Origin of the sequence: Kitasatospora sp. NPDC088779 (genome assembly GCF_040685395.1) — a bacterium.
Taxonomy (GTDB): Bacteria; Actinomycetota; Actinomycetes; order Streptomycetales; family Streptomycetaceae; genus Kitasatospora.
The window spans coordinates 39396-65440 of record NZ_JBFBHW010000020.1 but is presented as its reverse complement, the minus strand read 5'-3'; the positions used below and the strand labels follow the sequence as shown (position 1 = coordinate 65440).

Below are 26045 nucleotides of genomic sequence, written 5' to 3'. Positions count from 1 at the left end.
GCGGGTCGTGCGGGGTCAGCCGTTGGTGAGCACCAGCTTGTGCTTGGTGGCCTTCTCGACCGCGTCCGGCGTGTAGGCCCAGGTCAGCAGCTTGCCCTTGAGCCAGAGGTCGGTCTGGTCGTTGTAGTTGTCGTGGAAGGCGTGGCCGGAGGCGCCGCCGACGTTGATCCACCGCGAGGAGTCGAGGTCACTCAGGTCGATCACCATCCGCATCGACGGGATCCAGTCCACCTGGTAGCCGGCCGCCGCGTTCCAGCCGGCCGCGTCGACGGCCGCCGAGCCGCCGGAGAGCCGGTACGGGCCGCGGTTGAGCAGCCGGTGGACCGCGCCGGAGGCGATCGAGGAGTCGTCGGTGCCGAGGGTCTGCTCGCGCAGGGTCAGCTTGTGCAGGCGGCCCCAGCTCCAGGTGGAGATGTCCTTGCTGAGCAGCGAGGTGAGGTCCTGCCGGGCGTCCTTCATCGCCTCCTTGAGCAGGTTGTCCAGGCCCTTCTGCTCCTTGTGCTGGGAGTCGATGTACGTCCACCAGGAGCTGTCCGGCTTGTCCAGCTGCTGCCGGACCACCTCGGTCCAGCGGTCGCCGCCGTCCGGCTGGGCCTTGCCCGGGTCGCGGGTGCCGCACTCGGTGACGATCTTGCTGGAGCTGTCCGGCCTGGTCGGGTCGTCCTGCTGGCGGACCAGCAGGCAGTTGCCCTTGGCCCGCAGGTCGGCCGGGAACTTCTGGCCGAAGGCGAGGCTGAGCAGCTGGCGCCAGACGCCGTTGTAGTAGGCGGCGGCGGCCGAGTCGGCGTCCTGGTGGTAGTTCCAGTCCTTCAGCAGGTCCTGGGCCTCGCGCACGTACGGGTCGTCGATCTGCTGCTTGAGCAGCAGCGGGACGAGCGTCTTGGCCATGATGCTGGTGTTGTCCAGCTGCATGGTCTGCATGTCGTCCGGCGAGATCTTGCCGTTGTTCTTGAGTAGGCCCTCGATCTGGTCGGTGATCTCCTTGGCCCGGGTGCCGTACTCCCAGTCCTTGGTGAGCGAGTACTTGTAGCTCGGGTCCACCACGGCCTGGTTCGCGGTGACGATGTAGCCCGCGGACGGGTCCAGGCTGTACGGCAGGGCGGTGAAGGGGATCGAGCCCTTCCACTGGTACGTGGAGTCCCAGCCCGGGGCCGGGTAGGTGCCGTCGCCCTTGCCGCGGACCGGGATGTCGCCGGGGGCCTGGTAGCCGATGTGCTTGGCGTCGGCGTAGACCAGGTTCTGCGCGGGGACGGCGAAGTCCTTGGCGGCGGCCCGGAACTCGTCCCAGTTGCGGGCCCGGTCCAGCTCGAACACCGCGTCCATGGTCTTGCCGGGGTTCAGCGCCGTCCACTGCAGGGCGACGCCGTAGCCGCCGGTGCCGCGGTCGGGGGCGGCGCTGCCGTTGGGGGCGTACTTGCCGACGTTCTGCTGCTCGGTGCTCTGGTCGGAGATGAGCGGGGCGCCGGTCTGGGTGGTGCGGACGGTGATCGTGCGGTCGTCGCCGCCGGCGACCTTGATGGTCTCCTTGCGGAGGTCGAACTTCACGTCCTTGCCGTCGACCTGGTAGGTGTCCGGGCCGGTGACCTTCTCCAGGTAGAGGTCGGTCACGTCGGCGCCGAGGTTGGTGAAGCCCCAGGCGACGTCCTTGTTGTGGCCGATGATCACGCCGGGCATGCCGGCGAAGCTGAAGCCGGAGACGTCGTACTGGCAGGCCGGCGAGCTGGTGCGGCAGTGCAGGCCCATCTGGTACCAGACCGAGGGCAGGCCGGGGCCGAGGTGCGGGTCGTTGGCCAGCAGCGGCTTGCCGGTGGTGGTGTGGGTGCCGGCGACGACCCAGGAGTTGGAGCCGATGCCCTGGCCGGGGCGGCCGAGCAGCTGCGGCATGCCGTCGATCCGGTCGGTGAGGCCCTGGAGCAGCGCCTTGGTGGTGGCCGCGCCCTGGGTGGTGGCGGTGCCGCCGCCGGACGGGGGCGAGCCGTCGGCGGGGCGGTAGTTGTCGCCGGCCACCGTGCCGGTCTTCACGATCGTGCCGTTGCGGGTGTACGGGTAGTCGGGGTACAGCTCGGCGATCTTGTCCGGACCGAAGTCCTGGGCCAGCAGCGAGCGGTCGATCTCCTCCTGGAGGTTCCCGGAGAGGTTCCAGGCCATCGCCTTGAGCCAGGCCACTGAGTCGACCGGGCTCCACTGCTCGGGCTGGTAGTCGCCGTTGACGGCGCCGAGCAGGGCGTACTCCAGAGAGGCCTTCTCGCCGCCGGGGTGCTCGGCGAGCCAGGCGTTCACGCCGTCCGCGTAGGCCTGGAGGTTCTTCTTGGTGTCGGCCGACAGCTTGGTGTCGAACTCCTTCTGCGCCACCTGCCGCCAGCCCATGGTCCGGATGAAGGCGTCGGTGTCGACCTGGCCGTCGCCGAACATCTCGGACAGCCGGCCGGCGGTGATGTGCCGCCGGACGTCCATCTCCCAGAAGCGGTCCTGCGCCTGGACGTAGCCCTGGGCGCGGAAGAGGTCCTCGTTGGTGTCGGCGTAGAGCTGCGGGATGCCGTTGGCGTCCCGCTTGACGTCGACCGGCGCGCTCATGCCCGCCACCTTGACGGTGCCGTCGACCTCCGGGAAGGACGCGCGGACCGCGGTGACCCCGCGGTAGCCGCCGTAGCCGACGCCGGCCACCAGCAGCACGACCAGCACGATCACGATCAGACGGGCGCGCCGGAACTTCTTCGAGCGGGGCATCTGGGTCCTTGCGGTCCTGACTTCGGGGCGGGCGGGCGTGTCCAGGGCCGGGGGCCGTGACAGGGCACCACATTAGGCCGAGTCGGCCGAGCGGCGTGCACGGGGGACGCTCACCGTGGGATCGGAGGAGGTCAACGAGGAGGCCCGGAAGCGGCGGTTGGGGGCCCGAGGAGGAAAAGAAACTAAAGATATGGCAAAATGTTAGACTGAGTAACGATCCGCAACAGGAGCATTGACGCCTTCTTAACGGGTCGCGCCCTCCAGCACCACCAGACACCCCGCCCGCCCCTGCCTGCACGAGGTGCCACTGCGTGAACATCGACCACCTGAACCAGCTCCTCCTCGAGTTCTCCGTGATCCTGCTGGTCGCGGTGGTCGCCGTGCGGATATCCACCCGCTCAGGGCTACCGAGCCTGCTGATCTACCTCGGGATCGGCGTCGCCCTGGGCCAGAACGGCATCGGCGTCTCCTTCAACAACGCCGAGCTGACCCAGGTGCTCGGCTACGCGGCGCTCGTGGTGATCCTCGCCGAGGGCGGCCTCAAGACCAGCTGGCGCGAGGTCAGACCCGTGATGCCGGCCGCCACCGTGCTCGCCACCGTCGGCGTCGGGGTCAGCGTGTTCGTCACCGCGGCCGGCGCGCACTGGCTGGTCGGCCTGGACTGGCGGACCTCGATGCTGCTCGGCGCGATCGTCTCCTCCACCGACGCCGCCGCCGTCTTCTCCGTCCTGCGCATGGTCCCGCTGCCGCACCGGCTCACCGGCCTGCTGGAGGCCGAGTCCGGCTTCAACGACGCGCCCGTGGTCATCCTGGTCGTCGCCTTCGCCACCACCGGCGAGCTGGACTCCTGGTACGTCCTGGTCGGCACGATCATCGCCGAGCTGGCGATCGGCGCGGCGGTCGGCTTCGCGGTCGGCAAGCTCGGCGCGTACGGGATCAAGCACGTCGCGCTGCCCTCCTCCGGCCTGTACCCGATCGCGGTGATGGCGCTGACCGTGCTCGCCTACGCGGGCGGCGCACTGCTGCACGGCTCCGGCTTCCTCGCCGTCTACATCTGCGCGGTGATCCTCGGCAACGCCAAGCTGCCGCACGGCCCGGCCGTCCGGGGCTTCGCCGACGGCCTGGCCTGGATCGGGCAGATCGGCATGTTCGTGCTGCTCGGCCTGCTCTGCACGCCCGAGACCATGGGCTCCGCGGTGGTCCCCGCGCTGGTGATCGGCGGCGTGCTGGTCTTCCTGGCCCGGCCGCTGTCCGTGGTGCTGACGCTGACACCGTTCAAGGTTCCGGGCCGGGAGCAGGCGCTGCTCAGCTGGGCCGGGCTGCGCGGGGCGGTGCCCATCGTGCTGGCGACCATCCCGCTGGTGTCGGGCGCGCCGAAGGCCCAGGACGTCTTCAACATCGTCTTCATCCTGGTCGTCGTCTTCACCCTGCTCCAGGGCCCGACCCTGCCCTGGGTGGCCAAGCAGCTGCGGATCGGCGAGGGCTCGATGGGCCAGGACCTGGACATCGAGTCCGCCCCGCTGGAGAAGCTGCACGGGCACCTGCTGTCGGTCGCGCTCTCCCCCGGCTCCCGGATGTCCGGCGTGGAGGTCAGCGAGCTGCGGCTGCCCAAGGGGGCCGCCGTCACCCTGGTGGTGCGGGAGGGCAGCTCCTTCGTGCCGGACAAGGCGACGGTGCTGCGCGGCGGGGACGAGCTGCTGGTGGTCACCACCGACGAGGTCGGCGAGGCGGCCGAACGGCGGCTGCGGGCCGTGGACAAGGGCGGCAAGCTCGCGGGGTGGCTGAACGGGCGGTGAGACCCGCCGTCGGGCGCTGAGCCGGGAAGGTGGGCGGCGGGTGGCGACCGCAAGGCCGGAAGACCGGAAGGCCTCACCAGCTGTTCACCTTCGATGGGCAGGACAATTTTGGACGGGCCTTGTAGTCTGGGGATTCGCGCGACATCTACGCGCGTATATGTATGATGGTCAGATCACACCCAGCATCTGCCTGAAGCAGAGTTGGCGCGACCGTTCGGCGGCCGCGGTCCGGACCTCGGCCACCACGCCGGGCCGGCCCGGTATCTACCCCGGTCGACGCGCGAGAGGACGACTCTCGGCGCCGTCGGGGCCACCCCATGCCCTGCCGCGCTACCAGGCAGCAGGAAGGACCGACCGTGACGGCCCGCCGAACGGTCGACGACCCCGCGGACACCGCGACCCCGCGTGACACCGCCAACGCCACCCCTGCCGACGGCACCGCCGATGCCGCCGGCGCCCCCGCCCCCGTGCGGGTCGGGTACGGCGCGCTGCTGCGCACGCCCGGCGCCTGGACGTTCCTGGCACCGGCGTTCCTCGCGCGGCTGCCGTACGCGATGCTCAGCATGGGCATCCTGCTGCTCGTCAAGGACACCCACGGCTCGTACGGCACCGCGAGCACCGTCGCGGCCGTCGCCGCCGTCGCCCAGGCCCTGATCGGCCCGCAGACCGGCCGGCTCGCCGACCGGTACGGCCAGACCGCCGTCCTCGTCCCGACCGTCGTGGTGCACGCGGCCTCGGTCGGCGCGCTGATCGCGCTGTCGCTCGGCCACGCACCGGCCTGGAGCCTGTTCCTGGCCGCCGTCCCGGCCGGCGCGAGCGTTCCGCAGATCGGCGCCATGGTCCGGTCCCGCTGGATCGCCGAGTTCACCGCGGACGGCGCGTCCGCCTCGTCCGCGGCCAAGGTGGGCACCGCGTTCGCCTTCGAGTCCGTGACGGACGAGTTCACCTTCGTGATCGGCCCGATCCTGGCCACCGCCGTCGCCACCACGGTCAGCCCCTCGGCCGGGCTGATCGCCGAGGCCACGCTGACCCTCGTCGGCGGCCTGGCCTTCGCCGCCCAGCGGCGCACCGCGCCCGCCCGGGCGGTGCCCCAGCCCGGCGTGCGGCGCGCCTCCGCGCTCGCCTCCCCCGGCGTCCGGCTGCTGGCCGGGGCCTTCCTCGGGGTGGGCGCCGTGTTCGGCGGCATGCAGGTCTCGGTGAACGCCTTCGCCGACTCGGTCGGGCAGCACGCCGCCGCCGGCACCGTGTACGGGATCTTCGCCGGCGGCTCGATGGTGGCCGGCGTGCTGTACGGCGTGATCGCCTGGCGGCGGGCCGTGCAGCAGCGGATGATCATGAGCTACGCCCTGCTCGTGCTGGGCTGCTCGACGCTGTGGGCGATGCCCAACCTGATCGCGCTCGCCGTCGCCGGACTGGTCTGCGGCCTGGCCATCGCGCCGACCCTGATCAGCGGCTACACCCTGGTCGAGACGCTCGTCGCGGACGGCGCCAAGACCGAGGCGTTCACCTGGCTGACCGGCGCCATCGGCCTCGGCCTGGCGGTCGGCCAGATGATCGCCGGGCAGCTGATCGACGGCCACGGGCCGTCCAGCGGGTTCCTGGTGCCGGTGGCCGGCGCCGGCCTGGGCCTGATCGCGCTGGTGTCGCTGCGGCACCTGCTGACCGCGCCGGGCCAGGTGGTCGCGGCCGCACCGGAGCGCGGCGCCGCGCCGCAGCTGGTGGGCGCGGCCAAGGGCTGAGCGGGCACGCGGTGGCGCACCGCGCGAAGCCGTGGGCGGCGCGCGGTGGGGGCGGCGCGGAGCCGCGGTGGAAGAGCGTGCGCGGCTCGGCCACGGCTCATCTCACATCGGAGTCGCTGGACTGATCCAGCGGAATGCCGCATCATTGACCATCGTTAGCACTCATCAGGCGAGAGTGCCAGGAGGAAGACAAGTGCCCACGTACCAGTACCAGTGCACCGAGTGCGGCAACGGCCTGGAGGCGGTGCAGAAGTTCACCGACGAGGCGCTGACCACGTGCCCCGACTGCCAGGGACGGCTCCGCAAGGTCTTCTCGGCCGTGGGCGTCGTGTTCAAGGGCTCGGGCTTCTACCGCACCGACAGCCGTTCGTCCTCCAGCAGCACGGTGGGCGCAGGCTCCTCCGGTAGCTCCTCGGCGTCGTCGTCCGGCTCGACCCCGGCGTCGTCCTCGACGTCCTCGTCCTCCGGTTCTTCGAGCTCTTCCAGCTCCTCCAGCCCGGCTCCGGCCGCGAGCTGACCTCGGCGCCGGACGCCCAGCGCATCGACAAGGCCCGCCACCCCGCGTTCTTCGCGGGGCGGCGGGCCTTCGTCGTCCCGGTTCGCCGTCACCACTCGTCGCCCCGGTTCGTCATCCCGGGCGGGCCGGATGCACTCGTGCGGGTGTACGAATTCGTCCACAGGGCCCGAGTTGTCCACAGGCTGCGGATAAGGGCTTTCCGGGGCGGCGCGCGGCGCACATCGTAGGGGTCGCCGGAGAACGACCGGCCCGCACAGGAGCGGCCCCCACGACCTCGGTGGTGACCATGACGACCATGAGCCTCTCCGTACCGCTGCCCGCACCCGCCGTACCGCCCCGGCGGGAGGTGCCGCGCTTCCCGCCGATCCGGCGCGGGGCCGGCGGGTGGCACCGCTGGCGGCACGCCGTACGGCACCGGGCCGGGGTGCCCGCGCTGGTGCTGCTCGCGGTGGCCGCGGCGCTCGCGGTCGGGCCCGCGCGGGCCGGGCTGCCGGCGCCGCCGGGCGGCCCGGTGGGCCGGACGGGTTGTCAATCCGGCCCAACGGAAGATCACCCGTGACCGGGCAACGACTTCGTCGTTCACGGCGGCATGAAAGGCTTCAAGCAATTCCTGCTGCGTGGAAACGTCGTCGAATTCGCCGTCGCCGTCGTCATCGGCGCGGCCTTCACCAACATCGTCAACGCCTTCGTCAAGGGCGTCATCAATCCGATCGTCGGCGTCTTCGGAACGAAGGACCTGGCGTCCTACAGTTCCTGCCTCAAGGGCCCCTGCGAGCTGAACGCCACCGGCGAGGTCACGTCCGGGATCCTCATCCTGTGGGGATCGGTGCTCAGCGCCCTGCTGCAGTTCCTGATCACGGCGGCCGTCGTCTACTTCGTCCTGATCGTGCCCATGAACAGGCTGGCCGCCAGGCGGAAGAGCACCGCCGAGACGGCGGCGGAGGCCGAGGCCAAGGAGGTCCAACTGCTCACCGAGATCCGCGACGCGCTGATCGCCCCGCAGCGCTGAGCACCGCTCCTCAGTCCCCGTGGTGCGGCGGGCGCTGGCTCAGGTACCAGTCCAGCCCCCGCCCACCGCTCTCCCCCGCCCCGGGGCGCTCACCCCAACCGGTGTCGGTGTCGTCCCGGGACTGCTGGTCCAGCGGGTCCCGGAAGACCAGCCGGGCCTTCGGCGCCGCCGGCCGCTCCTCCCGCCCCTGCTGCTCCCCCTGCCCCTGCCCCTGTCCCTGCTCCCGCGCCTGCCCCTGCTCGCTCACCCTGCTCACTTCCGCTTCCCGTCGACTGCCGTCCGGATCGTCCCGTCCCTCCAGCCTAAGAGCCCCGCGACACACCCCGGGCCCTGGTGCGGAGCGCTCCGCACCAGGGCCCGGGGCCGGGTGGAGCCGCAGGCAGTTGGCTCGGGTTCTCAGGCGGCCTCGAAGCCCGCGTGGTCGGCGATCTTCTTCAGCTCGGCCAGCGCGTGCTTCTCGATCTGGCGGATCCGCTCGCGGGTGAGGCCGTGCTGCTTGCCCACCTCGGTGAGGGTGCGCTCGCGGCCGTCCTCCATCCCGTAGCGGGAGCGGATGATCGAGGCCGTGCGGTCGTCCAGCCGCCCGATCAGGCCGTCCAGCTCCTCGCGGCGGAGCATCACCATCACGGCGTCCTCGGGGGACGTCGCCCCGGTGTCCTCGACCAGGTCGCCGAACTGGGTCTCGCCCTCGTCGTCGACCGCCATGTTGAGGCTGACCGGGTCGCGGGCCCAGTCCAGCACGTCCTTGATCCGGGCCTCGGTGGTGTCCAGCTCGGCCGCGATCTCGGCCGGCTCGGCCTCGCGGCCCAGCTCCTTCGACTTCTCCCGCTGCACCCGCCGGATCCGCCCCAGCTCCTCGACCAGGTGCACGGGCAGCCGGATGGTGCGGGACTGGTCGGCGATCGACCGGGTGATCGCCTGCCGGATCCACCAGGTGGCGTAGGTGGAGAACTTGAAGCCCTTGGCGTAGTCGAACTTCTCGACGGCGCGCACCAGGCCGGCGTTGCCCTCCTGGATGAGGTCCAGCAGCGGAAGGCCACTGCGCGGGTACCGGCGGGCGACCGCCACCACGAGCCGGAGGTTGGAGCGGATGAAGACGTCCTTGGCGCGCTCGGCGTCCTCGGCTATCGCCTCCAGTTCCTCGCGCTTCACGCCCTCGGGGAACACGCCCTCCTCCAGCAGGTGCTGGGCGTACACGCCGGCCTCGATCCGCAGTGAGAGCTCGACCTCCTCGGCGGCATCGAGCAGGGGTGTCCTGGCGATCTCGTCGAGGTACATACCGACCAGGTCGCGGTCGGCCTCAAGGTTGGTCGGGCGGGCCGCGCGAGTCCGGTCGGCCCTGTCGCGAACGACGGCACGGGTGGCCATGCTTGCTCCCTTTGCTGGAATTGCCGAGGTCTGCCTGCCTGCCCCCCGAGAGGGCAAGAAGTGCGGGCCCCGCCGGGGCTCACACGTAACGATCCAACGAACAGAATCCGGACAACATTCCCAAGTCACTCAGATTCTTCCCCGCGATGCAGTACCCTGCTGGTTTTCACCCCGGCCATGGACACCCGGTGACCGGACGAACACCTTCGGTGTCGTTTCCACTACCGCTTCCGAACGCTTCCGTCACGCCCCGCACACGCGCCCGCCGCCCCACCGGCCGCCATACAGGGTGAAACCCCCGAACGGGCACGCGCGTTCCCGCGCGCCCCCGCCTTCCACCGGCGCCCGCTCCCCGGCGCACGCAGGTTCTCCCCACAAACGATGCCGAATCGCTATCACCCGTGGTCCTGATCGCCCCGGGACACTGGGAAGGTGTCAGCCATGCACCTGACCAACAGCTCGACCGCCGTCACTGCGCGTCACCGCCGCCTCTTGCGGGATTCGGCGCTCGCGGTGGTCTGTGCCGCGCTGTTCGGCCTCCTGGCCGCCCTGGTGACCCGGCACTGGCATCCGCTGGAACAGCTCGACCAGAGCTGGATCGGCGAACTGCACACCTTCGCCCGGCGGCACCGGATCTGGACCGCCTCGGTGCAGACGCTCTCCGACATCGGCGGCACGGTCACGATGCGCACCCTGCTCGGCATCGCGGCCGTCTGGCTGTGGCTGATCGGCGCCCGGGTCCTGGCCGGCTGGGTGGCCGCCCAGACCCTGGTCGGCTGGGGCGGCCAGTGGGCGCTGAAGCTGGCCGTCGACCGCCAACGGCCCTCCTTCGCCGACCCGGTCTCGCACGCCGGCGGCCCGGCCTTCCCCTCCGGGCACGCCATGGCCTCGGCGATCACCTGCGCGGTGCTGGTCGGCCTGGTCTGGTACCGGGTCCGCCGACGCGGGCGGATCGCCGCCTGCACGGTGGCGGCGGCGACGGTGCTGACCATCGGCTGGACCAGGATCGCCCTCGGGGTCCACTGGCCGAGCGACGTGGTCGCCGGCTGGCTGGCCGCCGGATTCGTGCTGGGCGCCGTGACGGCCGTCGTCGAACTCTGGCGACCGGGCGCGCTCGCCCGCGACGTACGGCGGGTCAACTGGCGTACCCGGCCGAGGGTCCAGCGGATCACCGTGCCGTCGGTCCGGTCGCCGCGCGGCACCGACCCGCTGGGCGACGCCGCCACCGACCACCCGGACGGGGCCGTCCACTGAGGCCGTCGGCATCCACGCGCGGCCGTCCGAAGCCGTCCGGGGCTGCCCGAAGCCGTCCGCTAGCGTGACGGCCATGTCCCCCGACCCGGTCCCCACCGCCGCCGTCCGTCACCCCGAGCGCCCGCTGCGGATCGCCACCGTCCAGGCCCAGGCCGTGGCCGGTGACATACCCGCCAACGCCACCCAGGCCGCCGAGTTGATCCGCGAGGCCGCCGCGGCCGGCGCCCGCCTGGTGCTGTTCGCCGAGAAGTTCCTCTCCGGCTACGAGCCCGAGCTGATCCGCACCGACCCGCTCAAGTACGCCGTCCAGCCCGGCGATCCGCGCCTCGCGCCGATCGCCGAGGCCTGCCGCGAGACCGGCACCGCCGCGATCGTCGGCGCCGCCGCGCAGGTGGGCGACGAGCTGCGGGTCTCCGCCTTCGTCCTCGGCCCGGACGGCGGCCTCGTCACCCGCTACGACAAGCAGCACCTGTTCAAGACCGAACGCGACTACTACCGCCCCGGGGCGGCTGGTTGCACCCTGGAGCTGGACGGCTGGCGGCTCGGCCTCGGCGTCTGCTACGACTCGGGCTTCCCCGAGCACCCCCGCGCCGCCGCACTCGACGGCTGCCACGCCTACCTGGTCGGCGCGCTGTTCAGCGTCGGCCACGGCCACCACGAGTCCCGCACCTGGTTCCCCGCCCGCGCGCTCGACAACACCCTCTACACGGTGCTCGCCAACCACATCGGCCACACCGGCGGTTGGCACACCTGCGGCGGCAGCGCGGTGTGGGCCCCGGACGGCCGGCTGCTCGCCGAGGCCGGCGAGGACCGGCGCGAACTGGTGGTCGTCGACCTCGACCCGGCCGTCCTGCGCGCCGCCCGGGAGACCGAGACCATGCTCGCCGACCTGGCCGTCGCCGGCGCCCGCCCGGCCGCCCCGCGCGCCCTCTTCACCCTGGCCTGAGCCGGTCGACCTCCGTGCCCGGCCGCTCCGGGCAGGCGGGGTGGCCCGGCCGCTCCGAGCCGGGTGCGCTGGCCGGTCAGGCGGTCCGCATCGCGTCCACCACGGTCATCCGGCCGACCCGACGGGCTGGCAGGACGGCGGCGGCGAGCCCGGTCAGGACGGTCAGCCCGAGCGCGGCCAGCACCAGCACCACCGGCGGGCCGCCGACCGTCCCCACCGTGGAGGTGAGCGAACGCGCGGCCGCCCAGCCGTAGCCGACGCCCAGTCCGGTGCCGACCAACGCCCCGGCCAGCGACAGCAGCACCGCCTCCAGGGTGAGCATCCGGCGCAGCTGCCGCCGGGACATCCCGATGGCGCGCAGCATGCCGATCTCGCGGGCGCGTTCGCTGACGCTGAGCATCAGGGTGGCCGCGACGCCGAGCCCGGCGATGGCGACCGAGAAGGACAGCAGGGCCATGCTGACGGTCGTCATCCGGTCCAGCAGCAGCCGCAGCGTCTCCACCTGCGCGCCGGTGTCGGTGACGGCCACCTCCGGGTGGTCGGCGAGCGCCCGGTCCAGCGCCCGGCGGGCGGTCGACCGGTCCTCGCCCGCGCCCGGGCTGATCCAGACCGTGGTGACGGCCGCGCCGGGGGCGAGCCGGTCCAGGGTCGCGGGGGTCACCAGCAGCGTCGCACCGGTCTGCAGGGTGAACGGCAGGCTGCTGCGTCCGGGTTCGACCCGCAGGTCGGTGCCGGGCCCGCCCGCCGGACCCCCGACCCGGCGCACCCCGCCGCCGCCGAGACCGCTCAGCGCGGCGCCGTCGGCGAGCGCCCCGGCCTGGTCGACGCCGTCCGCCGAGGGGTTGAGCCGGGCCAGGTCGGCGGCCGCGACCAGGGTGGGCCGGCCGTCGAGTTCGACGGTGGCCGAGCGGACCGGCGTGACGGCGAGCCCGCGCTGCGCACCGAGCGCGGTGACCGCCCCGGCGGGCAGCGCGCCGCCCCCGGTGACGACCGCCGAGAAGACCCCGGGTTGGCGCGCGGACACCGCCGGCACCAGGGAGTTGGAGGTGATCTCCAGCGCGGTGACCGCGCCGACCATCACGGTCACGCCGAGCAGCAGCGCCGAGCCGGTCGCCCCGGTGCGGCCCGGGTTGAGCCGCAGCTGCTGGGTGGCGAGCCGCCCGGCCGTCCCACCGAGCCGCCGGGCCGGGCCGCCCAGCACGCCGACGACGGCGGGCAGCAGCCGGTCGGCGAGCCGCAGCACGCCGAAGAAGCTGACGATCGCGCCGACGGTGACCGCGAGCAGCGACAGCGGCGGCGGGGCCACCGCGCCGGCCACCAGCAGCGCCGTCCCCGCGCACAGCAGCACCGCCGTCCACACCGCCGCCCGGGCCTTGGCCGCCCCGCCGACCGGCCCGTGCGTGCCGCCGAGCGCGGCCACCGGCGGCACCGCCGCCGCGGCCTTCGCCGGGCCGCGGACGGCCAGCAGGGTGAGCAGCACGCCGAACAGCCCGGCCAGCGCGCAGGTCAGCGGGGCCGGCGCCAGCGAGAGGTGCACCGGGCCGAGGTCGAGCGTGCCGACGACCACCGTCCCCGCCGCGCACAGGCCGACCCCCAGCAGCACGCCCGCCGCCGAGGCTCCCGTCCCGAGCAGCAGCCCCTGGCGGCGGATCAGCCGGCGCAGCTGCCGCCGGTCGGCGCCCACGCAGCGCAGCAGGGCGAGTTGGCGGGTCCGCTGGGCCAGCACCACTGTGAAGGTGTTGCCGACCACCATCCGCGCCACCGCGAGCGCGATCAGCACGAAGGAGAGCGCGGCGATCAGCACCACCCCGTAGAGGGTCCGGCTCTGCCGGGTCGCCTCGGTGACGGAGGCGTCTCGGGTGCGCACCTCGACGCCGTCGCCGAGGACGGCGCGCAGCGCCTCGACGGTCCGGGCCCGCGAGGCGTCCGGCCGGACCCGGACGTCCAGCTGGGCGGTGGTGACGCCGGTCGCGTACTGGGCGACCGCACCGGCCGGGACGCCGACGATCGGGCGCCCGGCGAGGCTGGGCGCGCCCCGGCCGTCCAGGACGCCCGCCAGCCGGGCGGTGGCGGCGGAGCCGTCGGCCCGGGCCAGCCGCACCTCGGCCCCGGGGGCGGCGTCGAGCCGGTGCGCGGTGTCGGCGTCGAGCAGCACCTCGCCGGGCCCGGCCGGCCAGTGGCCGCCGGTGAGCAACTGCCAGCGCAGCGCCGGGTCGTCGGCGACCGCGCTGACCGCGGCGGTCTGGTCGAGCGGGCGCCCGTCGGCCGTCAGCACCGATCCCTTGCCGACCAGTCGCGGCGCCACCCCGGCCACCCCGGCCGTCCGCCGGGCCCGCTCGGCGGCGGCGTCCAGCCCACCGCCGGCGGCGGTCCTGGTCACCTGCACGTCGCCGGGCCCGACCTCGGCGGCTGCGGTCTGGCTGAAGGAGTCCACCAGCGCCCCGCTGCCGCTGACCGAGGCGATCAGGAAGGCCACCCCCAGCGCGATCGCGGCCCCGCTCAGGAGCAGCTGCCGCAGTTGCCCGCGCAGCTCGGCCACGGTGTATCGGTACGTCGTCATCGCTCCCCGGCTCGTCCGCCCTGACCAGGCACGACGCACTGGCAGGGGCCTCACCGAGCCTAGGGTCCGCACCCGCCCCGGCCCGTCAGCACGAGGTCTCCTCGATGATCACTCCGAGGACGGACGGCCGACCGCGCCCCCTCCTCCCCGAGAGGTACGCCGCCCCCGACCCGGCCCGGCCCCGGAAACGCCGTAGGCCCCCCGCCCTGGTGGGCGGGGGGCCTACGGCGACACACGCGTCTCTGGTGCCCCAGGCAGGATTCGAACCTGCGACACCGGCTTTAGGAGAGCCGTGCTCTATCCCCTGAGCTACTGAGGCGAGGATCCGCCGGGGAGCGACTGCATCCCGTAAGCGGATCCGGGGGCGGCCGGCCCGAGGGCAAGCCGCTACCGGCTCAGTGTAGCGGGTCGGGCGGCGCCCGGGCGGCGGCTTCGCGATCTTGCCGAGAACGGGGCCGGACGTGCCGCCCTCCGGGCTCCGACGGGGCGTCGGGGCGGGCGGTGACGGCTGCCCGCCGGGCCGGGGGCGGTACTCAGCTGCGGGAAACGACCATCTGGGCGCTGCCGTCCGGCAGGCCGGCGACGGCGACCTTCTGCCCGCCGAAGGAGGTGCTCCACCATCCCTGCCAACTACCCGAGGTGTAGCGGGCGTTGTGGTAGACGACGCCGTCGTTGCCCACGGCGATCAGCTGGGCGTCGCCGTTCGGCATGCCGGTGATCGCGAAGCTCCCGGACTGGAAGCTCGCCGCGCCGACGTATCCGTCGACCACGTTCCAGTCCTGCCAGGAGCCGCTCGCGTAGCGGGCGCTGTGGTAGATCTTCCCGTCGCTGCCGGTCGCCAGCAGTTGGGTGTCACCGTTCGGCATTCCGGCGATCGCGACGTCCTTCGCCTGGAAGGTCGCGGCGCCGACGCCCGCGACGGCGTTCCAGCCCTGCCAGGCGCCGTTCGCGGAACGGACGTTGTGGTAGACGTTGCCGTCGTTGCCGGTGATCAGCACCTGCATGCTGCCGTCCGGCAGTCCTGCGGCCGCGATCTTCTGCGCGCCCCAGTCTCCGATCGGCAGCCAGCCCTGCCAGGCGCCCGAGGCGTAGCGGGCGTTGTGGTAGATCTTCCCGTCCTTGCCGATCGCCATCACCTGGGTGTCGCCGTTCGGCATTCCGGCGATCGCCTCGGCCCGGGCCGCGAACCGCGCCGACCCGGCGTAGCCGTCCAGCGGCGCCCAGCCCGTCCAGGATCCGTTCGGGTAGCGCGCCGTGTGGTACAGGTTGCCGTCGGCACCGGTGGCCAGCGTCTGGGTCGAGCCGTCCGGGGTCGCCGCGATGGCGTCCTGCGAGCCGTTGAAGAAGGCCGAGCCGGCGTAGCCGTCCAGCGGGCTGAAGGACGTCCAGTTGCCGTCCACCAGGCGCGTGGCGTGGAAGAGGTCGCCGGCCTTGCTCACCGGCGCGGTCGGCGACGGGTACGGGTTGGCGTGGTCGGTGCTCAGACCGCCGTTGCACTTCGCCGCCCAGGCCCCGGCGCCCTGGCCGGCAAGGATCCGCTCCGCCGTCAGGATCTGCTGCTGCTTGGTGGCCTGGTGGGGCATCGGCGCGTACTGGGTGCCGCCGTACGCCTCCCAGGTGCTCTTCGTGATCTGCAGGCCCCCGTAGTACGGCCAGCCGGCCTTGTAGTAGCTCCAGTCGCCGCTGCTCTCGCACTGCGCCACCCGGTCCCAGGTGGCCACCGAGGCCGCCTGGGCCGAGCCGGCGGCCACCGTGGACAGGCTCAGGGCGGCGAGGGCTGTGAACGTGAGGAGGGCTGCGCGGGGTCGGCGGGAGGCGCGGGACATCGTGACCTCTTCTCGGAGGGGCGGTACGGCTCGCGCGGGTCGGAGCCGGGGGCGAGCGGCGAGACGGCAGGAGAGCGGCGGCGAGGGGGCCGGCCCACCGCGGCGGGGCGGCGGTGGGCCGGCGGGTGGAACCGGCGGGCGGGGACGGTCAGTTGTAGGTGCCGCCGATGGAGACGGCGTAGTGGTTGCCGCTCACGCCGTTCAGCTGGATCGGGGCCGCCGGGTCCCAGCTGCCGGAGCCGTCGCGGATGGTGTGCATGATCCGGTCGTCGTTGGTGATGAAGACGGCCTGGAACTCGCCGTCGATGTTGGCGGCGCTGACCCGGTTGGCGGTGAACGAGCCGATCACGGGGGCGAGCTCGGCGAACGGCTGCCACGTGCCGTTGCCGTAGCGGGCGCCGTGGAACTGCTGGCCGTTGTTGTTCACCACGACGATCTGCGCGTCGGATCCGGTGCCGGCGACTGCCACGTCCTGGGCGGGGCCGACGTTCCCGGCGGCGTCGTAGACGTTGCCCCAGGCCGACCAGGAGCCGCTGACGGCGCGGATGGCGTGGTAGACCGTGCCGCCCGAGACCGTCACGACCTGGAGTTCGCCGTTGACGCTCGCGGCCGAGGCGCTGGTCACGGCGCCGCCCGCCGGGGTGATGTCGCCGAACGGCAGCCAGGTGCCGTTCGCGAGCCGGGCGGTGTGGAAGAGCTTGCCGTCGGCTACGGCGACGACGTGCAGGTCGCCGCCGATCGAGACCGCGGAGACCTTGGTGACGTTGCCCAGCCTGTTGGTCTGCGGGCCGATGTCGGTGAAGCGGTCCCAGCTGCCGCCGGAGCGACGGATGGTGTGGTAGATGTTCCCGTCGCCGCCGACGGCGAGCAGGTGGGTGTCGCCGTTGATGCCGGCGTCCGCGATGGACTGGACGCCGCCGATGTCGCCCGCGACGCTCTCCACGTTCCCGAAGCCGGTCCAGCTCCCGTTGGAGGAACGGGTGGTGTGGAAGACGTTGCCGCCACCGTTCACCACGACCTGGGCGCCCCAGCCCACGGCCCCCTGCTTCGGCGGCAGCGGGGTGCTGTCGACGGTCTTGTCGTAGCGGAAGGGCTTGAAGCCGCCGCTGATCAGGGAGCTGCGCGAGTAGTTGATCTTGCGGGCGGTCAGGCCCGGCCGCGGCTCCTCGTAGACCACGGCGGTGTTGTGGCTGCCGTCGGTCCAGCCGGCGAACAGCACGACGTGCGTGCTGATGTTGTCGATCATGTCGCCGGGCTGCAGGTCGTCGAGGCTGCCGAGCTGGGTGGAGATGTCGTCGAGGGTGGAGGTGACCCGGCTGGAGCCGAGGTGCCAGGCCATCGAGACCAGGCCGGAGCAGTCCTGCCGGTAGGAGCCGTTGCTGTCGCTGTGCCAGAGGCTCTGGCTGTACGGCACCGCCTGGTCGACCCAGTTCTGGGCCCGGGCGATGATCTCGGAGCGGCTGATCGGGCCGTTGACGGACGAGGTGCCGACGGCCTGCGCCGGTGCGGTCAGCGACACGGTGGAGACGACCGCGCCGAGCGCGAGGGCCCCGGCGAGGGCGACGTTGGCGAGCTTCGAACGGTTGGCGGACATGGCGGACCTCCGGACGTGGTGGACGGGGTTGGCGGCTGGGCCCGGCTTCGAGGTGCTCGGGGCCCGACGGTGACGGGCGGCTCACGCGGCGCGCGGATTCCGGTCGGCTGCCCTGCGGGAGCAGCCGGCCTGGCGGCGGTTCGACGCGCTGGTTCGACGCGCTGGTGCGGGGCGCTGCGGGGTGCGGCGCTCGGCGAGGCCGGGGTACGGCGCTCGGATCGGCCTGCCTCGGGAGCGGGCCCGGCGGGACGGCCGCCCCGCAGGAGCAGCCGGTCGATGGGGCCCGGCGGGGCCGGGGCGAGGTGGTGGGGCCGTCAGCCCCGGACAGGCGCTAAGAAGCAGCCGCGGCGGCGGCCCGGCCTGCGACGGCGAGGGTGGCGACCGCGGTGGCCTCGGTCATGACGGTGCGGAGCATGACGGTGTCCTCTCCTGCTGCGACGTGAGGGTGGGATCCGGTGGCCGCGTCCCGCGGTGACGCGCTCTCCGGTGCCGCCCTGAGCGGTGCTCCCTGGCGGCGATCACCAGCTTCGTCGCCGCTCAGCGGCGGTGGAAGGGACTTCGGCTGGACGGAAGTGGCCCTGGACCGTTCCGGCCAGGAGCGGTCGGCGTCCGCGCCGGGGCCTGGTCGGGACCGCGCCTGGCCGGGTCGGGACCGCGCCTGGCCGGGTCGGGACCGGGTGGGGGTGCGGGTGCCGACGAGGGGTCAGAGCGGGTCAAGTAGCCTGCCGGAAAAGTGTTCGACCGCCTTGCCGCGCCGTGCGAAGGAGACGAAGGACCCGATGAGACCTGCTGGGCACCCGGTGGTGCGACTGCTGGGGCAGGTGTGGGTGTGGCCCGCGGTGGTGATGCTGGCGGTGGGCGGGTACCGGCTGGGGACGCCGGAGCTGTGGCGGGACGAGATGGCGACCTGGACGGTGGCCACCCGGTCGTTGGGCGACCTGCTCCGGCTGCTCCAGCACGTGGACGCCAGCAACGGGGCGTACTACCTGCTGATGCACGGCTGGACGACGGTGTTCGGCGACTCCGTGGTGGCGCTGCGAATACCCTCCGTGCTGGCGATGGCGGGGGCGGCCGCGTTCGTGGCGCTGACCGCCGAGCGGCTGTTCGGCAACCGGGTGGCGGCGGTCGGCGCGGGGCTGCTGTTCGCGGTGCCGCCGGAGGTGTCGCGGTACGCGCAGGAGGCGCGCGCGTACGCGCTGGTGACCTTCGCGATCGCGGCGGCCACCTGGTTCCTGGTGCGGGCGCTGGAGCGGCCGACGTGGCGGCGGTGGGCGCCGTACTGCGCGGCGATGGCGGTGGCCGGCGCCGGGCACCTGATCTCGTTCAGCACGGTGGCCGGGCAGGTGGCGCTGGTGCTGCTGCACCTGTGGCGCACGCGCGGGGCGGCGGAGCGGCGGCTGCTGTGGCAGTACCCGGTGGCGGTGGGGGTGGCGGCGGTGCCGGTGCTGCCGGTGGTGCTGCTCGGCAGCCGGCAGTCGGACCGGCAGCTGGGCTGGATCGAGACGCCGAACCTCGGGGGCCTGGTGCACTTCGGCCAGCACCTGTTCGGCTCGCACACGGTGTTCTACGCCTTCGTGCTGCTGGCGCTGCCGGCGCTGCTGCTGCCGGGCCGGCGGGTGCAGGCCGGGCAGGCGCTGCTGCTCGCGGAGCTGCCGGTGATGGGCGTATGGGTGGTGTCGCAGGGCGGCACCTCGTACTTCATCGAGCGGTACATGCTGTTCACGGTGCCCGCGTGGGCGGTGCTGGCCGGGGGCGGGGTCGGCGCGGTGTACGGCGTCGCGGCGGCCTGGGCGAAACGTTTCCGCGCTCCGGGACCGGCCAGGGCGGCGGTGGGACTGCTGGCGCTGGGACTGCTCGCCGCCCCGGCCGTGGCGGCGCTGCCGAAGCAGCCCGCGGTGCGCTACGTGGGCTCGCACAACGGGTCGGAGGAGCCGTTCCGGGCGGCGGCCGGGGTGATCGCCGCGGGCTACCGGTCCGGGGACGGGATGGCGGCCCCCCTGGGCAACCAGGCCTGGGCGATGGTGTGGCCGGGCGTCAGCTACTACCTGCCGTCGGACGTCCACCCGTACCCGGTGTTCGTCGCGCAGAGCGCCGACGACGCGGAGGACCTGTCGCCGACGCCGTGCCCGCAGCCGGAGGCCTGTCTGGGGCAGGCGGCGCGGATCTGGCTGCTGGTCCTCGGGGACACCGAGGACCCGCTGACCACCATGCCGGAGGACCAGGCGCAGGCTCTCCGCACGCAGTACGGCGCGCCCGACCAGGTCACGCCGCTCGGCGGGTTCACGGTCGCGCTGCTCGACCGCGACAACTGACGGGACGAACCCGGAGCACGCGACAACTGACGAGCGAGACCCGGAGCACGCGGAAACACGACGGAGGGGGAGCCGGGCGAACCGGCTCCCCCTCCGTCGTCGCGGTGTCAGAGCGTGCGGGTCAGCCGGGACTGGATGGACGGCGGGTTCAGGTCGGACTGAAGGGCCACCGGGACCTCCGTCTTGTCGTCGCCCGCGCCCACCCGCAGCAGGCCGACCTCCTGGCCGGCCTTCGCGGTGTGGCCGAGCTTGGCCGCGTCCAGGGTGACCGTGCCGGTGATGCCCGGGAAGCCGGCCACCACGAGGTCCTTGGTCGCGACGACCTGGACCTTGCCGCCGAGGCCGTCGTCCACGGTGCCGACGACGTCGCCCTTCTTCACCACGGTCTGGCCGGTCAGGCCGCCCTGCGCGGCCTGGATCTGCTTGCCGCTGACCTTGAGCACGGTCGGCAGGATGCCGTCGCCGGGGTTGGGCGAGGTGGCCTGCTGGCCCAGGGTGACGCCGATGATCAGCCGCTTCACACCGCCGATCTCCTTGTAGGCGGCCCACATCAGGCAGCCGCCGGCCGGGGTGCTGGAGCCGGTCTTGACGCCGATGACCCCGGTCTTCGGGTTGATCAGGTTGTTGGTGTTGGAGATCTTCGCGTTGTTGAAGTTGGTCTCCGGGGTGGAGACGATCTGCCGGAAGATCTCGTCCTGCATGACCTGCTCGGCCAGCTTCAGCTGGTCCTTGGCGGTGGACTTGGTGTCCGCGAGGAAGCCCGCCGGGTCGGCGTAGGTGGTGTTGGTCATGCCGAACTTGGCCGACGTCTCGTTCATCAGCTTGACGAACGCGTCCTCGGAGCCGGAGTGGAAGCGGGCGAGCAGCCGGGCCACGTTGTTGGCCGAGGGCAGCATCAGCAGTTCCAGCGCCTGGTACTCGGTGAGCACCTGGCCCTCGGTGAGGGTGACCCGGGACTCGTCGACGTTGCCGGACTCCTGCGCGGCCTGCTTGTCCACGGTGATCTTCGGGCCGCTCTCCCCCTTCTTCAGCGGGAACTTCTGGAGGATCAGGTAGGCGTTCATCACCTTGGTGACGCTGGCGATCGAGGACGGCGTCTCCTGCCCGGAGCTGCCGAGGCTGCCGACGCCGACCACCTCGGCGGCGGACTGGCCCTTGGCCGGCCAGGCGAGGTCGAGCTGGTCGCCGGCGAAGCTGAAGCTGCCCGCGGCGGACATCCGCACCTTGGCGTCCGGCAGCGGACGCAGCAGCTGGGCCACCACCGCCGCACCGAGCACCACGGCGAGGAAGGCCGTCCAGATGGTGATCCGCTTGAGCGCGCGGCGCAGCGGCGAGACCGGGCGCGCGTTGAGGGTCGCCAGGACCTCCATCGCCTCGGCGGTGTTCTCCGGCGCGGGCGGCGGCTCCGGGAGGGGCAGCGGCTCGGGCTTCGGCAGCGGCGGGACGGGCGGCACCGGCCGCGGGTCGGGGGTGGGCAGTGGCTCGGGGGCCGGGGCGGGGCCGGGCACGGGGGCGGGAGTCGGCTTCGGCAGCGGCTCCGGACCGGGCTGCGGCTCGGGTTCGGGGAGGGGCTTGGGCGCCGGGTGCGGCTCGGGCACCGGCTCCGGGACGGGGGACGGCTCGGGCTGCGGGGTCGGCGCCGGGGGCTCGGGCACGGTGCCGGACGCGGCGGCCGCGGGGGCCACGGCGGCGGCGGAGGCGCGCGCAGGCGCGGGCTTGGCCGGCTCCCCGGGCTTGGCCGACCCGGCTGCCGCCTCGTTCGGCTCGTCGCTCTCGGGCGCGGCGGGCACGGCAACCTCGGCGGGTGCGGCGGCCCCGGGCGTGTCGCCCTCGGACGCGGCCTTCTCGCCGGCCTCCCTCGCCCCCTTCTCCGTGCCCTTCTCCGCACTCCCCGCCACGGCTCCCGCATCCGCCGCGGCCGTCCGCATGGCGAGACGCGGGTCGGTTCCGGTCGGCCGTCCGGCCGCCTTCTCCTCGCCGTCGGAGGCCGTCACGGCCTCCGCCTCCCCGGCCGCGACGTCGGAACTTCCGTCACCGGCGGGCCTGGTCAGCTCCTCGGGCAGCCGCAGCGCGGTGGTCGCACTGTCCACCGGCAGCCGCAGCATCGTGGTCTTGCTGTCCACATCCCGGACACGGAGCTGTACGGTCGAGCCGCGCTTGGCCCCCGCCGCCGGCGTGTCGCCGGGGCCGGTCTCGGCCTCCCGGCTGCCGTTCGGGTTGCCGTCCGGAGCACCGTCCGGGTCCGGACCCGCACCGCCGGCCGTCCCGGTCCGTTCGCGTTCGCGCTCCTGCGCCCGCTCGCCGTCCCTCAGCACCCTGTCGGGGGACTCGCCCACGTATCCCAGCCTCCTCAACGCCCGGCGGGGCACCGGCAGACCCGATTTCGGGAAGCCGACGCCCCGCCCCGTGTACCTGTACAGTCTCCGCCACCGCCGGCCGATCCGGCCGCGCACACCCCGCCCGACCGGCGCTTATTGCCGTCGCACGGGCGTACTGCGGTCTGTTCACCGGTCAGACGCCGGGCCCGCCGCCCCTGGTTCCCCGCCTCCACCGCAAGGTCACGATTCGGAGGCGTACTCGACAAGCCCGTGTGAGAGGCGTCACCCTGTCTCTCATCCACGCGGGGAGGCTTGGATGGGCAAGAGCCGCAGAACTGTTCCCGAGGAACTCTTGCTGCTCGCTTTGGACCCGACCACGGGTACCACGGCGCAGCCGCAGACCCTCGACCTCGGACTCGCCGGGGCCCAGCTCGTCGAGCTGTCCCTGGCCGGACGGATCGTACCGGAGGGAGACCGGATCGCTGTCGTGCTCGCACGGCCGACCGGCGACCCGACCCTGGACCACGCACTGGAACTGCTGCGCCGACGCGGCAGTCCGGTCCGCGCGGCGCACTGGATCGGCGGGCCCCGGCTGGGGCTGCGGCAGACTTACCTGGCGCACCTGGAGCGCTGCGGCATGGTCACGGCCGTGCCGGGCCAGGTGTGCGGGGTGCTGCCGACGACCCGCTATCAGGCGTCGGACGACTGCACCAACGCCGCGATCAAACAGCGGCTGGACACCGCCATCCGCACCGGCGTGCCGCCGGACCCGCGGACGGCGGCGCTGGCGGCCCTGGCCCATTCCGTGGGCCTGGGCAAGCACCTGTATCCGGGCAACGAGGGCCGGTCCTCGCGGTCGCGGCTGCGCGACCTGATCCGGTACGACCCGCTGGGCGGGATGGTCGCGCACGCCGTGATGGACGTGCAGAACGGCCTGCCGGCGCAGCAGAACCGTTCTGCCCAGGGTTCCGGGACCGGTACCGGCACCGGGCGTTCCGGCGCCCGCGCGGCGGGCCGGGGCTCGGGGCGGGTCGCCGCCTCACGGGTCGGCGTCCGCTGACCGGGACCGCCCGGGCGCGCGGGACACCGCACCGATCGCCGTACGGCCTGCGCGGCACGTGCAGCCCGCACGGCCCGTACGGCCCGTGACGGCGGGCACCATGGGCCCGGCGGGCACCACGGGACCGGCGGGCACCACGGGCACCACGGGCCCGGCGGCACCTCCACCGGCGCGCGCCGCCCCGTTCACGCCGCCCGACGGCGCTGAGCAACGGCGCTGAAGGACCCGACGCACCACCGAAGCAGCACCCGCACCACCAGGAGCACGGAGGGGCGGTCGCCCCGCGACGGAAGTCGCCCGGCGACCGCCCCTCTGCCGTCCCCGAAGGCCCTTTGGGGCCCGTCCGGGGAGCCCGGCGGTCCTGCCCTCGCACGTGCCAATGGCACCTGCGCCGCCGGGGAGCACATCCTTAGCCCGTACCGGTTCGAGCCGCTGAGCCGCATTACCACTTGAGGGCCCTCGCCGTCTCACAGAAGTGCTTTTCCGACGATCTGTTCTACTGCGCTGCTGTGATTCCCTGACGCCGACCTGGCCCAAGGTGACATGCTGCTCCAAGTCAGGGGGGTTGGTCCCAATGTCCGAAGTGTTCCGAGGGCTGCCGTTCCAACGATCACCAGAGGTCCGGCCGGAGGTCGATGTGTCGACGAGCATCAATCCCACCGTGCGCCGTCGGCGCCTCGGCTCGGAGCTGCGCAAACTCCGCGAGGGCCTCGGGATGACGGCGGAGGAGGTGGCGGGCCGGCTGATGGTCTCCCAGTCGAAGATCAGCCGACTGGAGAACGGCCGCCGCAGCATCAGCCAGCGCGACGTGCGCGACCTCTGCGACGTCTATCTCGTGAACGACGAGCAGATGCGCGCCAGCCTCATGGAGATGGCCAAGGAGTCCCGCCAGCGCGGCTGGTGGCACGACTTCAACGACATGCCGACCCCGTACAGCGTCTACATCGGGCTGGAGGCCGAGGCCTCCTCGATCCGCGCGTACGAATCCTCCTTCGTCCCGGGCCTGTTGCAGACCGAGCAGTACGCGCAGGCCGTCGTGGAGGGAACCCAGCCGGACACCGACGCGCTCGCCGTGCAGCGCCGGGTGCAGGTCCGGATGAAGCGCCAGGACCGCATCCAGGGCGAGAACCAGCTCGGCAGCCTGTGGACCGTCATAGACGAGGCGGTGCTGCGCCGCGAGGTCGGCAGCCGCGAGGTGATGGCCGAGCAGCTCAAGCACATGATGGAGCTGAGCCAGCACCCGAACATCACCATCCAGGTGATCCCGTTCTCGGCCGGGGCCCACCCCGGTATGACCGGGACATTCTCCCTGCTGGAGTTCCCCGAGTCAGCCGATTCCACGGTTGTCTACTTCGAAGGGGTGACGAGCGATCTCTACCTGGAGAAGGACGCGGACGTCCGCCGCTATACCGGTCTGTACGACTACCTGCGGGCGGCGGCACTCGGCGTGGCGGAGAGCCGGGCACTGATAGCTGAGATTGAAGAGGGATACCACTGATGAGCACCACCTCCGAGCACGGAACCCGCTGGCGGAAGAGCAGCCACAGCGGCGGCAACGGCGCCTGTGTGGAGATCGCCACGCCGGCCACGGGGGCGGTGGCGGTACGGGACTCCAAGGACCCTCAGGGGCCGCAGCTGCGCTTCTCCGCCGAGGCCTGGACCGCGTTCGCGAGCGCTGCGGCCACCGGGGTGTTCGGCCGCCGCTGACCCTGCGGCGGCGGCCACCGACCCGGCCCCGCGCCCCCGGTGCGAATCCGAGCTCGGCCCGTTTGCCCGTAGCAGTGGCCGTCGCCCTCGCCGGCGGCCGACGCTACGGGCAAACGTCGTTCCCGCCCGAACTTCCCGCCCCATCTGTCCTGTCCGCCCCGTCCGTCCTGTCCGCCCCGTCCGCCCCGTTCAGCGCACCACCGGGTACCGCTCGGACCAGGTCAGCCCCTCCGGGGTGCGCGGATCGTGCAGTTCGGTGCCGTGCATCAGCTCCAGCACGAAGTCGTCGGCGAGTTCGAGGATGGCGCCTCGCCCCTCCAGCCCGGCCACCAGCCCCGACGGCAGCGCGGTGTCACCGTGCAGCACCCCGAGCAGGCTCCCGCAGACCGCGCCGGTGGAGTCGCTGTCCCCGGAGTGGTTGACGGCGAGCAGCAGGCCCGAGCGCACGTCGTGCGCGACCAGCGCGCAGTAGACCCCGATCGCCAGCGCCTCCTCGGCGACCCAGCCCTCCCCCAGCGCCTCCACCCGGTCCGCGGACGGCTCGCCGGCCCGGACCGCGTCCAGCGCGGCCCGCAGCGCGGCGGTGGTCTCCTCGTGCGCCTGCCGCTCGGAGAGCAGCGCCAGGGCGAGGTGGACGCCCTCCTCCAGGGTGCCGCCGCGGGCCACGCTCTGGACGATCACCGCGAGCGCGCCCGCCGCGAGGTAGCCGGTGGGGTGGCCGTGGGTGAGCACCGCGCACTCCACCGCGAGTTGGAAGACCAGGCCCGGCTCCCAGCTGGTGAGCAGGCCGAACGGCGCCGCCCGCACCACCGTGCCGCAGGCCTTGGAGTGCGGGTTCTTCGGCCGCTCCACGGTGCCGAGGAACTCGGCGTCGGCCCCGGTCAGGCCGGACAGACAGCCCTGGCCGGGGGCGCGCTGGGCGTACAGCCACTCCTCGCGGCCGAGCCAGCCGAGGTCGGGGCGGCGCTCGTCGGGGCCCCAGTCGCGCTGGGTGGCGGCCCAGCGCAGGTAGGCCAGGTGCAGGTCGGTGGGCGGATGCCAGCTGCCGGTGTCGCGCCGGATGTGGGCGCGGATCAGGCCGTCGACGGTGAACAGGGTGAGCTGGGTGTCGTCGGTGACGGCGCCGGTGCGCCCGTACGCGGGGACGTAGCCGGTGACGCCCTGCGGGCCGTGCTGGGCCCGGATCTTCTCCAGCGGCTCGAACTCGACGCCGGCGCCGAGCGCGTCGCCGATGGCACCGCCGAGCAGACAGCCCCGCACCCGGCTGCGGAAGTCCTGCTGCTGGGCGCGTGACCACAGTGGCATCACGACG

General features: G+C 73.2%; 19 protein-coding genes and 1 tRNA gene. 11 read left to right on the top strand and 9 right to left on the bottom strand.

What is annotated here, in order from left to right; all coding sequences use genetic code 11:
- Window positions 1-15: 15 nt before the first annotated feature.
- A complete protein-coding gene (locus tag AB0P03_RS20620) occupies window positions 16-2727 on the bottom strand; it encodes a penicillin acylase family protein (RefSeq protein ID WP_363585357.1) in 2712 nt (903 codons plus the stop codon).
- Between the two features lie 311 nt (window positions 2728-3038).
- On the opposite strand from AB0P03_RS20620, the gene AB0P03_RS20615 reads away from it, so the two are divergent.
- The 5 genes from AB0P03_RS20615 to mscL all read left to right on the top strand — a co-directional run bounded on the left by AB0P03_RS20615 (window position 3039) and on the right by mscL (window position 7788).
- On the top strand, window positions 3039-4523 hold the full coding sequence (locus AB0P03_RS20615) for a potassium/proton antiporter (RefSeq protein WP_363585358.1): 1485 nt from the start codon (window positions 3039-3041) through the stop codon (window positions 4521-4523).
- A 467-nt stretch (window positions 4524-4990) separates the two neighbouring features.
- Complete coding sequence (locus AB0P03_RS20610) at window positions 4991-6262, top strand: MFS transporter (RefSeq protein ID WP_363630189.1); 1272 nt, start codon at window positions 4991-4993, stop codon at window positions 6260-6262.
- Between the two features lie 193 nt (window positions 6263-6455).
- Window positions 6456-6779: an FmdB family zinc ribbon protein gene (locus tag AB0P03_RS20605; RefSeq protein ID WP_363630139.1), complete on the top strand. Its 324-nt coding sequence runs from the start codon at window positions 6456-6458 to the stop codon at window positions 6777-6779.
- Window positions 6780-7074: 295 nt separating this feature from the next.
- Window positions 7075-7338 carry a hypothetical protein gene (locus tag AB0P03_RS20600; protein ID WP_363630137.1) on the top strand — a complete coding sequence of 88 codons (264 nt, stop codon included), beginning with the start codon at window positions 7075-7077 and terminating at the stop codon, window positions 7336-7338.
- A 30-nt stretch (window positions 7339-7368) separates the two neighbouring features.
- Window positions 7369-7788, top strand: coding sequence for a large conductance mechanosensitive channel protein MscL (gene mscL, locus AB0P03_RS20595; protein WP_363585360.1), 420 nt, complete (start codon window positions 7369-7371; stop codon window positions 7786-7788).
- Window positions 7789-7798: 10 nt separating this feature from the next.
- On the opposite strand, the gene AB0P03_RS20590 is transcribed toward mscL, so the two are convergent.
- Together AB0P03_RS20590 and AB0P03_RS20585 are read right to left on the bottom strand one after the other, a co-directional pair.
- Entirely contained in the window at window positions 7799-8044 is a 246-nt protein-coding gene (locus AB0P03_RS20590) for a hypothetical protein (protein WP_363630135.1), read from the bottom strand.
- Window positions 8045-8184: 140 nt separating this feature from the next.
- Complete coding sequence (locus tag AB0P03_RS20585; protein WP_363585362.1) at window positions 8185-9156, bottom strand: sigma-70 family RNA polymerase sigma factor; 972 nt, start codon at window positions 9154-9156, stop codon at window positions 8185-8187.
- 441 nt (window positions 9157-9597) lie between these two features.
- On the opposite strand from AB0P03_RS20585, the gene AB0P03_RS20580 reads away from it, so the two are divergent.
- Window positions 9598-10410 (top strand): phosphatase PAP2 family protein, encoded by an 813-nt coding sequence (locus AB0P03_RS20580; RefSeq protein ID WP_363630133.1) that lies wholly within the window; start codon window positions 9598-9600, stop codon window positions 10408-10410.
- Window positions 10411-10483: 73 nt separating this feature from the next.
- Window positions 10484-11356, top strand: coding sequence for a carbon-nitrogen hydrolase family protein (locus AB0P03_RS20575; RefSeq protein WP_363630131.1), 873 nt, complete (start codon window positions 10484-10486; stop codon window positions 11354-11356).
- A 76-nt stretch (window positions 11357-11432) separates the two neighbouring features.
- Here the strand turns inward: AB0P03_RS20575 and AB0P03_RS20570 are convergent, their stop codons facing one another.
- The 4 genes from AB0P03_RS20570 to AB0P03_RS20555 form a co-directional block, all read right to left on the bottom strand.
- Window positions 11433-13916, bottom strand: coding sequence for an ABC transporter permease (locus AB0P03_RS20570; protein ID WP_363585365.1), 2484 nt, complete (start codon window positions 13914-13916; stop codon window positions 11433-11435).
- Between the two features lie 243 nt (window positions 13917-14159).
- Window positions 14160-14235, bottom strand: a tRNA-Arg gene (locus AB0P03_RS20565).
- Window positions 14236-14449: 214 nt separating this feature from the next.
- The gene (locus AB0P03_RS20560; RefSeq protein WP_363630129.1) at window positions 14450-15742 is read right to left on the bottom strand and encodes a transglycosylase family protein; all 1293 of its coding nucleotides are present in this window, start codon (window positions 15740-15742) and stop codon (window positions 14450-14452) included.
- 148 nt (window positions 15743-15890) lie between these two features.
- Window positions 15891-17336, bottom strand: coding sequence for a hypothetical protein (locus tag AB0P03_RS20555; RefSeq protein ID WP_363585367.1), 1446 nt, complete (start codon window positions 17334-17336; stop codon window positions 15891-15893).
- A gap of 779 nt (window positions 17337-18115) precedes the next feature.
- Here AB0P03_RS20555 and AB0P03_RS20550 point away from each other — a divergent pair.
- Window positions 18116-19648 carry a glycosyltransferase family 39 protein gene (locus tag AB0P03_RS20550; protein WP_363585368.1) on the top strand — a complete coding sequence of 511 codons (1533 nt, stop codon included), beginning with the start codon at window positions 18116-18118 and terminating at the stop codon, window positions 19646-19648.
- Between the two features lie 107 nt (window positions 19649-19755).
- Here the strand turns inward: AB0P03_RS20550 and AB0P03_RS20545 are convergent, their stop codons facing one another.
- Window positions 19756-21984 (bottom strand): D-alanyl-D-alanine carboxypeptidase, encoded by a 2229-nt coding sequence (locus AB0P03_RS20545; protein WP_363630127.1) that lies wholly within the window; start codon window positions 21982-21984, stop codon window positions 19756-19758.
- A 298-nt stretch (window positions 21985-22282) separates the two neighbouring features.
- Here AB0P03_RS20545 and AB0P03_RS20540 point away from each other — a divergent pair, with 298 nt between their 5' ends.
- The 3 genes from AB0P03_RS20540 to AB0P03_RS20530 all read left to right on the top strand — a co-directional run bounded on the left by AB0P03_RS20540 (window position 22283) and on the right by AB0P03_RS20530 (window position 24733).
- Window positions 22283-23026, top strand: coding sequence for a GPP34 family phosphoprotein (locus AB0P03_RS20540; RefSeq protein ID WP_363585370.1), 744 nt, complete (start codon window positions 22283-22285; stop codon window positions 23024-23026).
- A 637-nt stretch (window positions 23027-23663) separates the two neighbouring features.
- Window positions 23664-24524, top strand: coding sequence for a helix-turn-helix transcriptional regulator (locus tag AB0P03_RS20535; protein WP_350877673.1), 861 nt, complete (start codon window positions 23664-23666; stop codon window positions 24522-24524).
- Window positions 24524-24733, top strand: a complete 210-nt coding sequence (locus AB0P03_RS20530; protein ID WP_363585371.1) for a DUF397 domain-containing protein — start codon at window positions 24524-24526, stop codon at window positions 24731-24733. Before AB0P03_RS20535 ends, AB0P03_RS20530 begins: the two co-directional genes overlap by 1 nt.
- A 189-nt stretch (window positions 24734-24922) precedes the next feature.
- Here the strand turns inward: AB0P03_RS20530 and AB0P03_RS20525 are convergent, their stop codons facing one another.
- Complete coding sequence (locus tag AB0P03_RS20525; protein WP_350877669.1) at window positions 24923-26038, bottom strand: ADP-ribosylglycohydrolase family protein; 1116 nt, start codon at window positions 26036-26038, stop codon at window positions 24923-24925.
- Window positions 26039-26045: the final 7 nt, after the last annotated feature.

What these genes read in the sequence shown, in the direction of transcription:
- AB0P03_RS20620 (WP_363585357.1), bottom strand. Translation starts at nt 2,727, where the DNA reads ATGCCCCGCTCGAAGAAGTTCCGGCGCGCCCGTCTGATCGTGATCGTG.
- AB0P03_RS20600 (WP_363630137.1), top strand. Translation starts at nt 7,075, where the DNA reads ATGAGCCTCTCCGTACCGCTGCCCGCACCCGCCGTACCGCCCCGGCGG.
- mscL (WP_363585360.1), top strand. Translation starts at nt 7,369, where the DNA reads ATGAAAGGCTTCAAGCAATTCCTGCTGCGTGGAAACGTCGTCGAATTC.
- AB0P03_RS20585 (WP_363585362.1), bottom strand. Translation starts at nt 9,156, where the DNA reads ATGGCCACCCGTGCCGTCGTTCGCGACAGGGCCGACCGGACTCGCGCG.
- AB0P03_RS20580 (WP_363630133.1), top strand. Translation starts at nt 9,598, where the DNA reads ATGCACCTGACCAACAGCTCGACCGCCGTCACTGCGCGTCACCGCCGC.
- AB0P03_RS20575 (WP_363630131.1), top strand. Translation starts at nt 10,484, where the DNA reads ATGTCCCCCGACCCGGTCCCCACCGCCGCCGTCCGTCACCCCGAGCGC.
- AB0P03_RS20570 (WP_363585365.1), bottom strand. Translation starts at nt 13,916, where the DNA reads ATGACGACGTACCGATACACCGTGGCCGAGCTGCGCGGGCAACTGCGG.
- AB0P03_RS20560 (WP_363630129.1), bottom strand. Translation starts at nt 15,742, where the DNA reads ATGTCCCGCGCCTCCCGCCGACCCCGCGCAGCCCTCCTCACGTTCACA.
- AB0P03_RS20555 (WP_363585367.1), bottom strand. Translation starts at nt 17,336, where the DNA reads ATGTCCGCCAACCGTTCGAAGCTCGCCAACGTCGCCCTCGCCGGGGCC.
- AB0P03_RS20550 (WP_363585368.1), top strand. Translation starts at nt 18,116, where the DNA reads ATGAGACCTGCTGGGCACCCGGTGGTGCGACTGCTGGGGCAGGTGTGG.
- AB0P03_RS20540 (WP_363585370.1), top strand. Translation starts at nt 22,283, where the DNA reads ATGGGCAAGAGCCGCAGAACTGTTCCCGAGGAACTCTTGCTGCTCGCT.
- AB0P03_RS20530 (WP_363585371.1), top strand. Translation starts at nt 24,524, where the DNA reads ATGAGCACCACCTCCGAGCACGGAACCCGCTGGCGGAAGAGCAGCCAC.
- AB0P03_RS20525 (WP_350877669.1), bottom strand. Translation starts at nt 26,038, where the DNA reads ATGCCACTGTGGTCACGCGCCCAGCAGCAGGACTTCCGCAGCCGGGTG.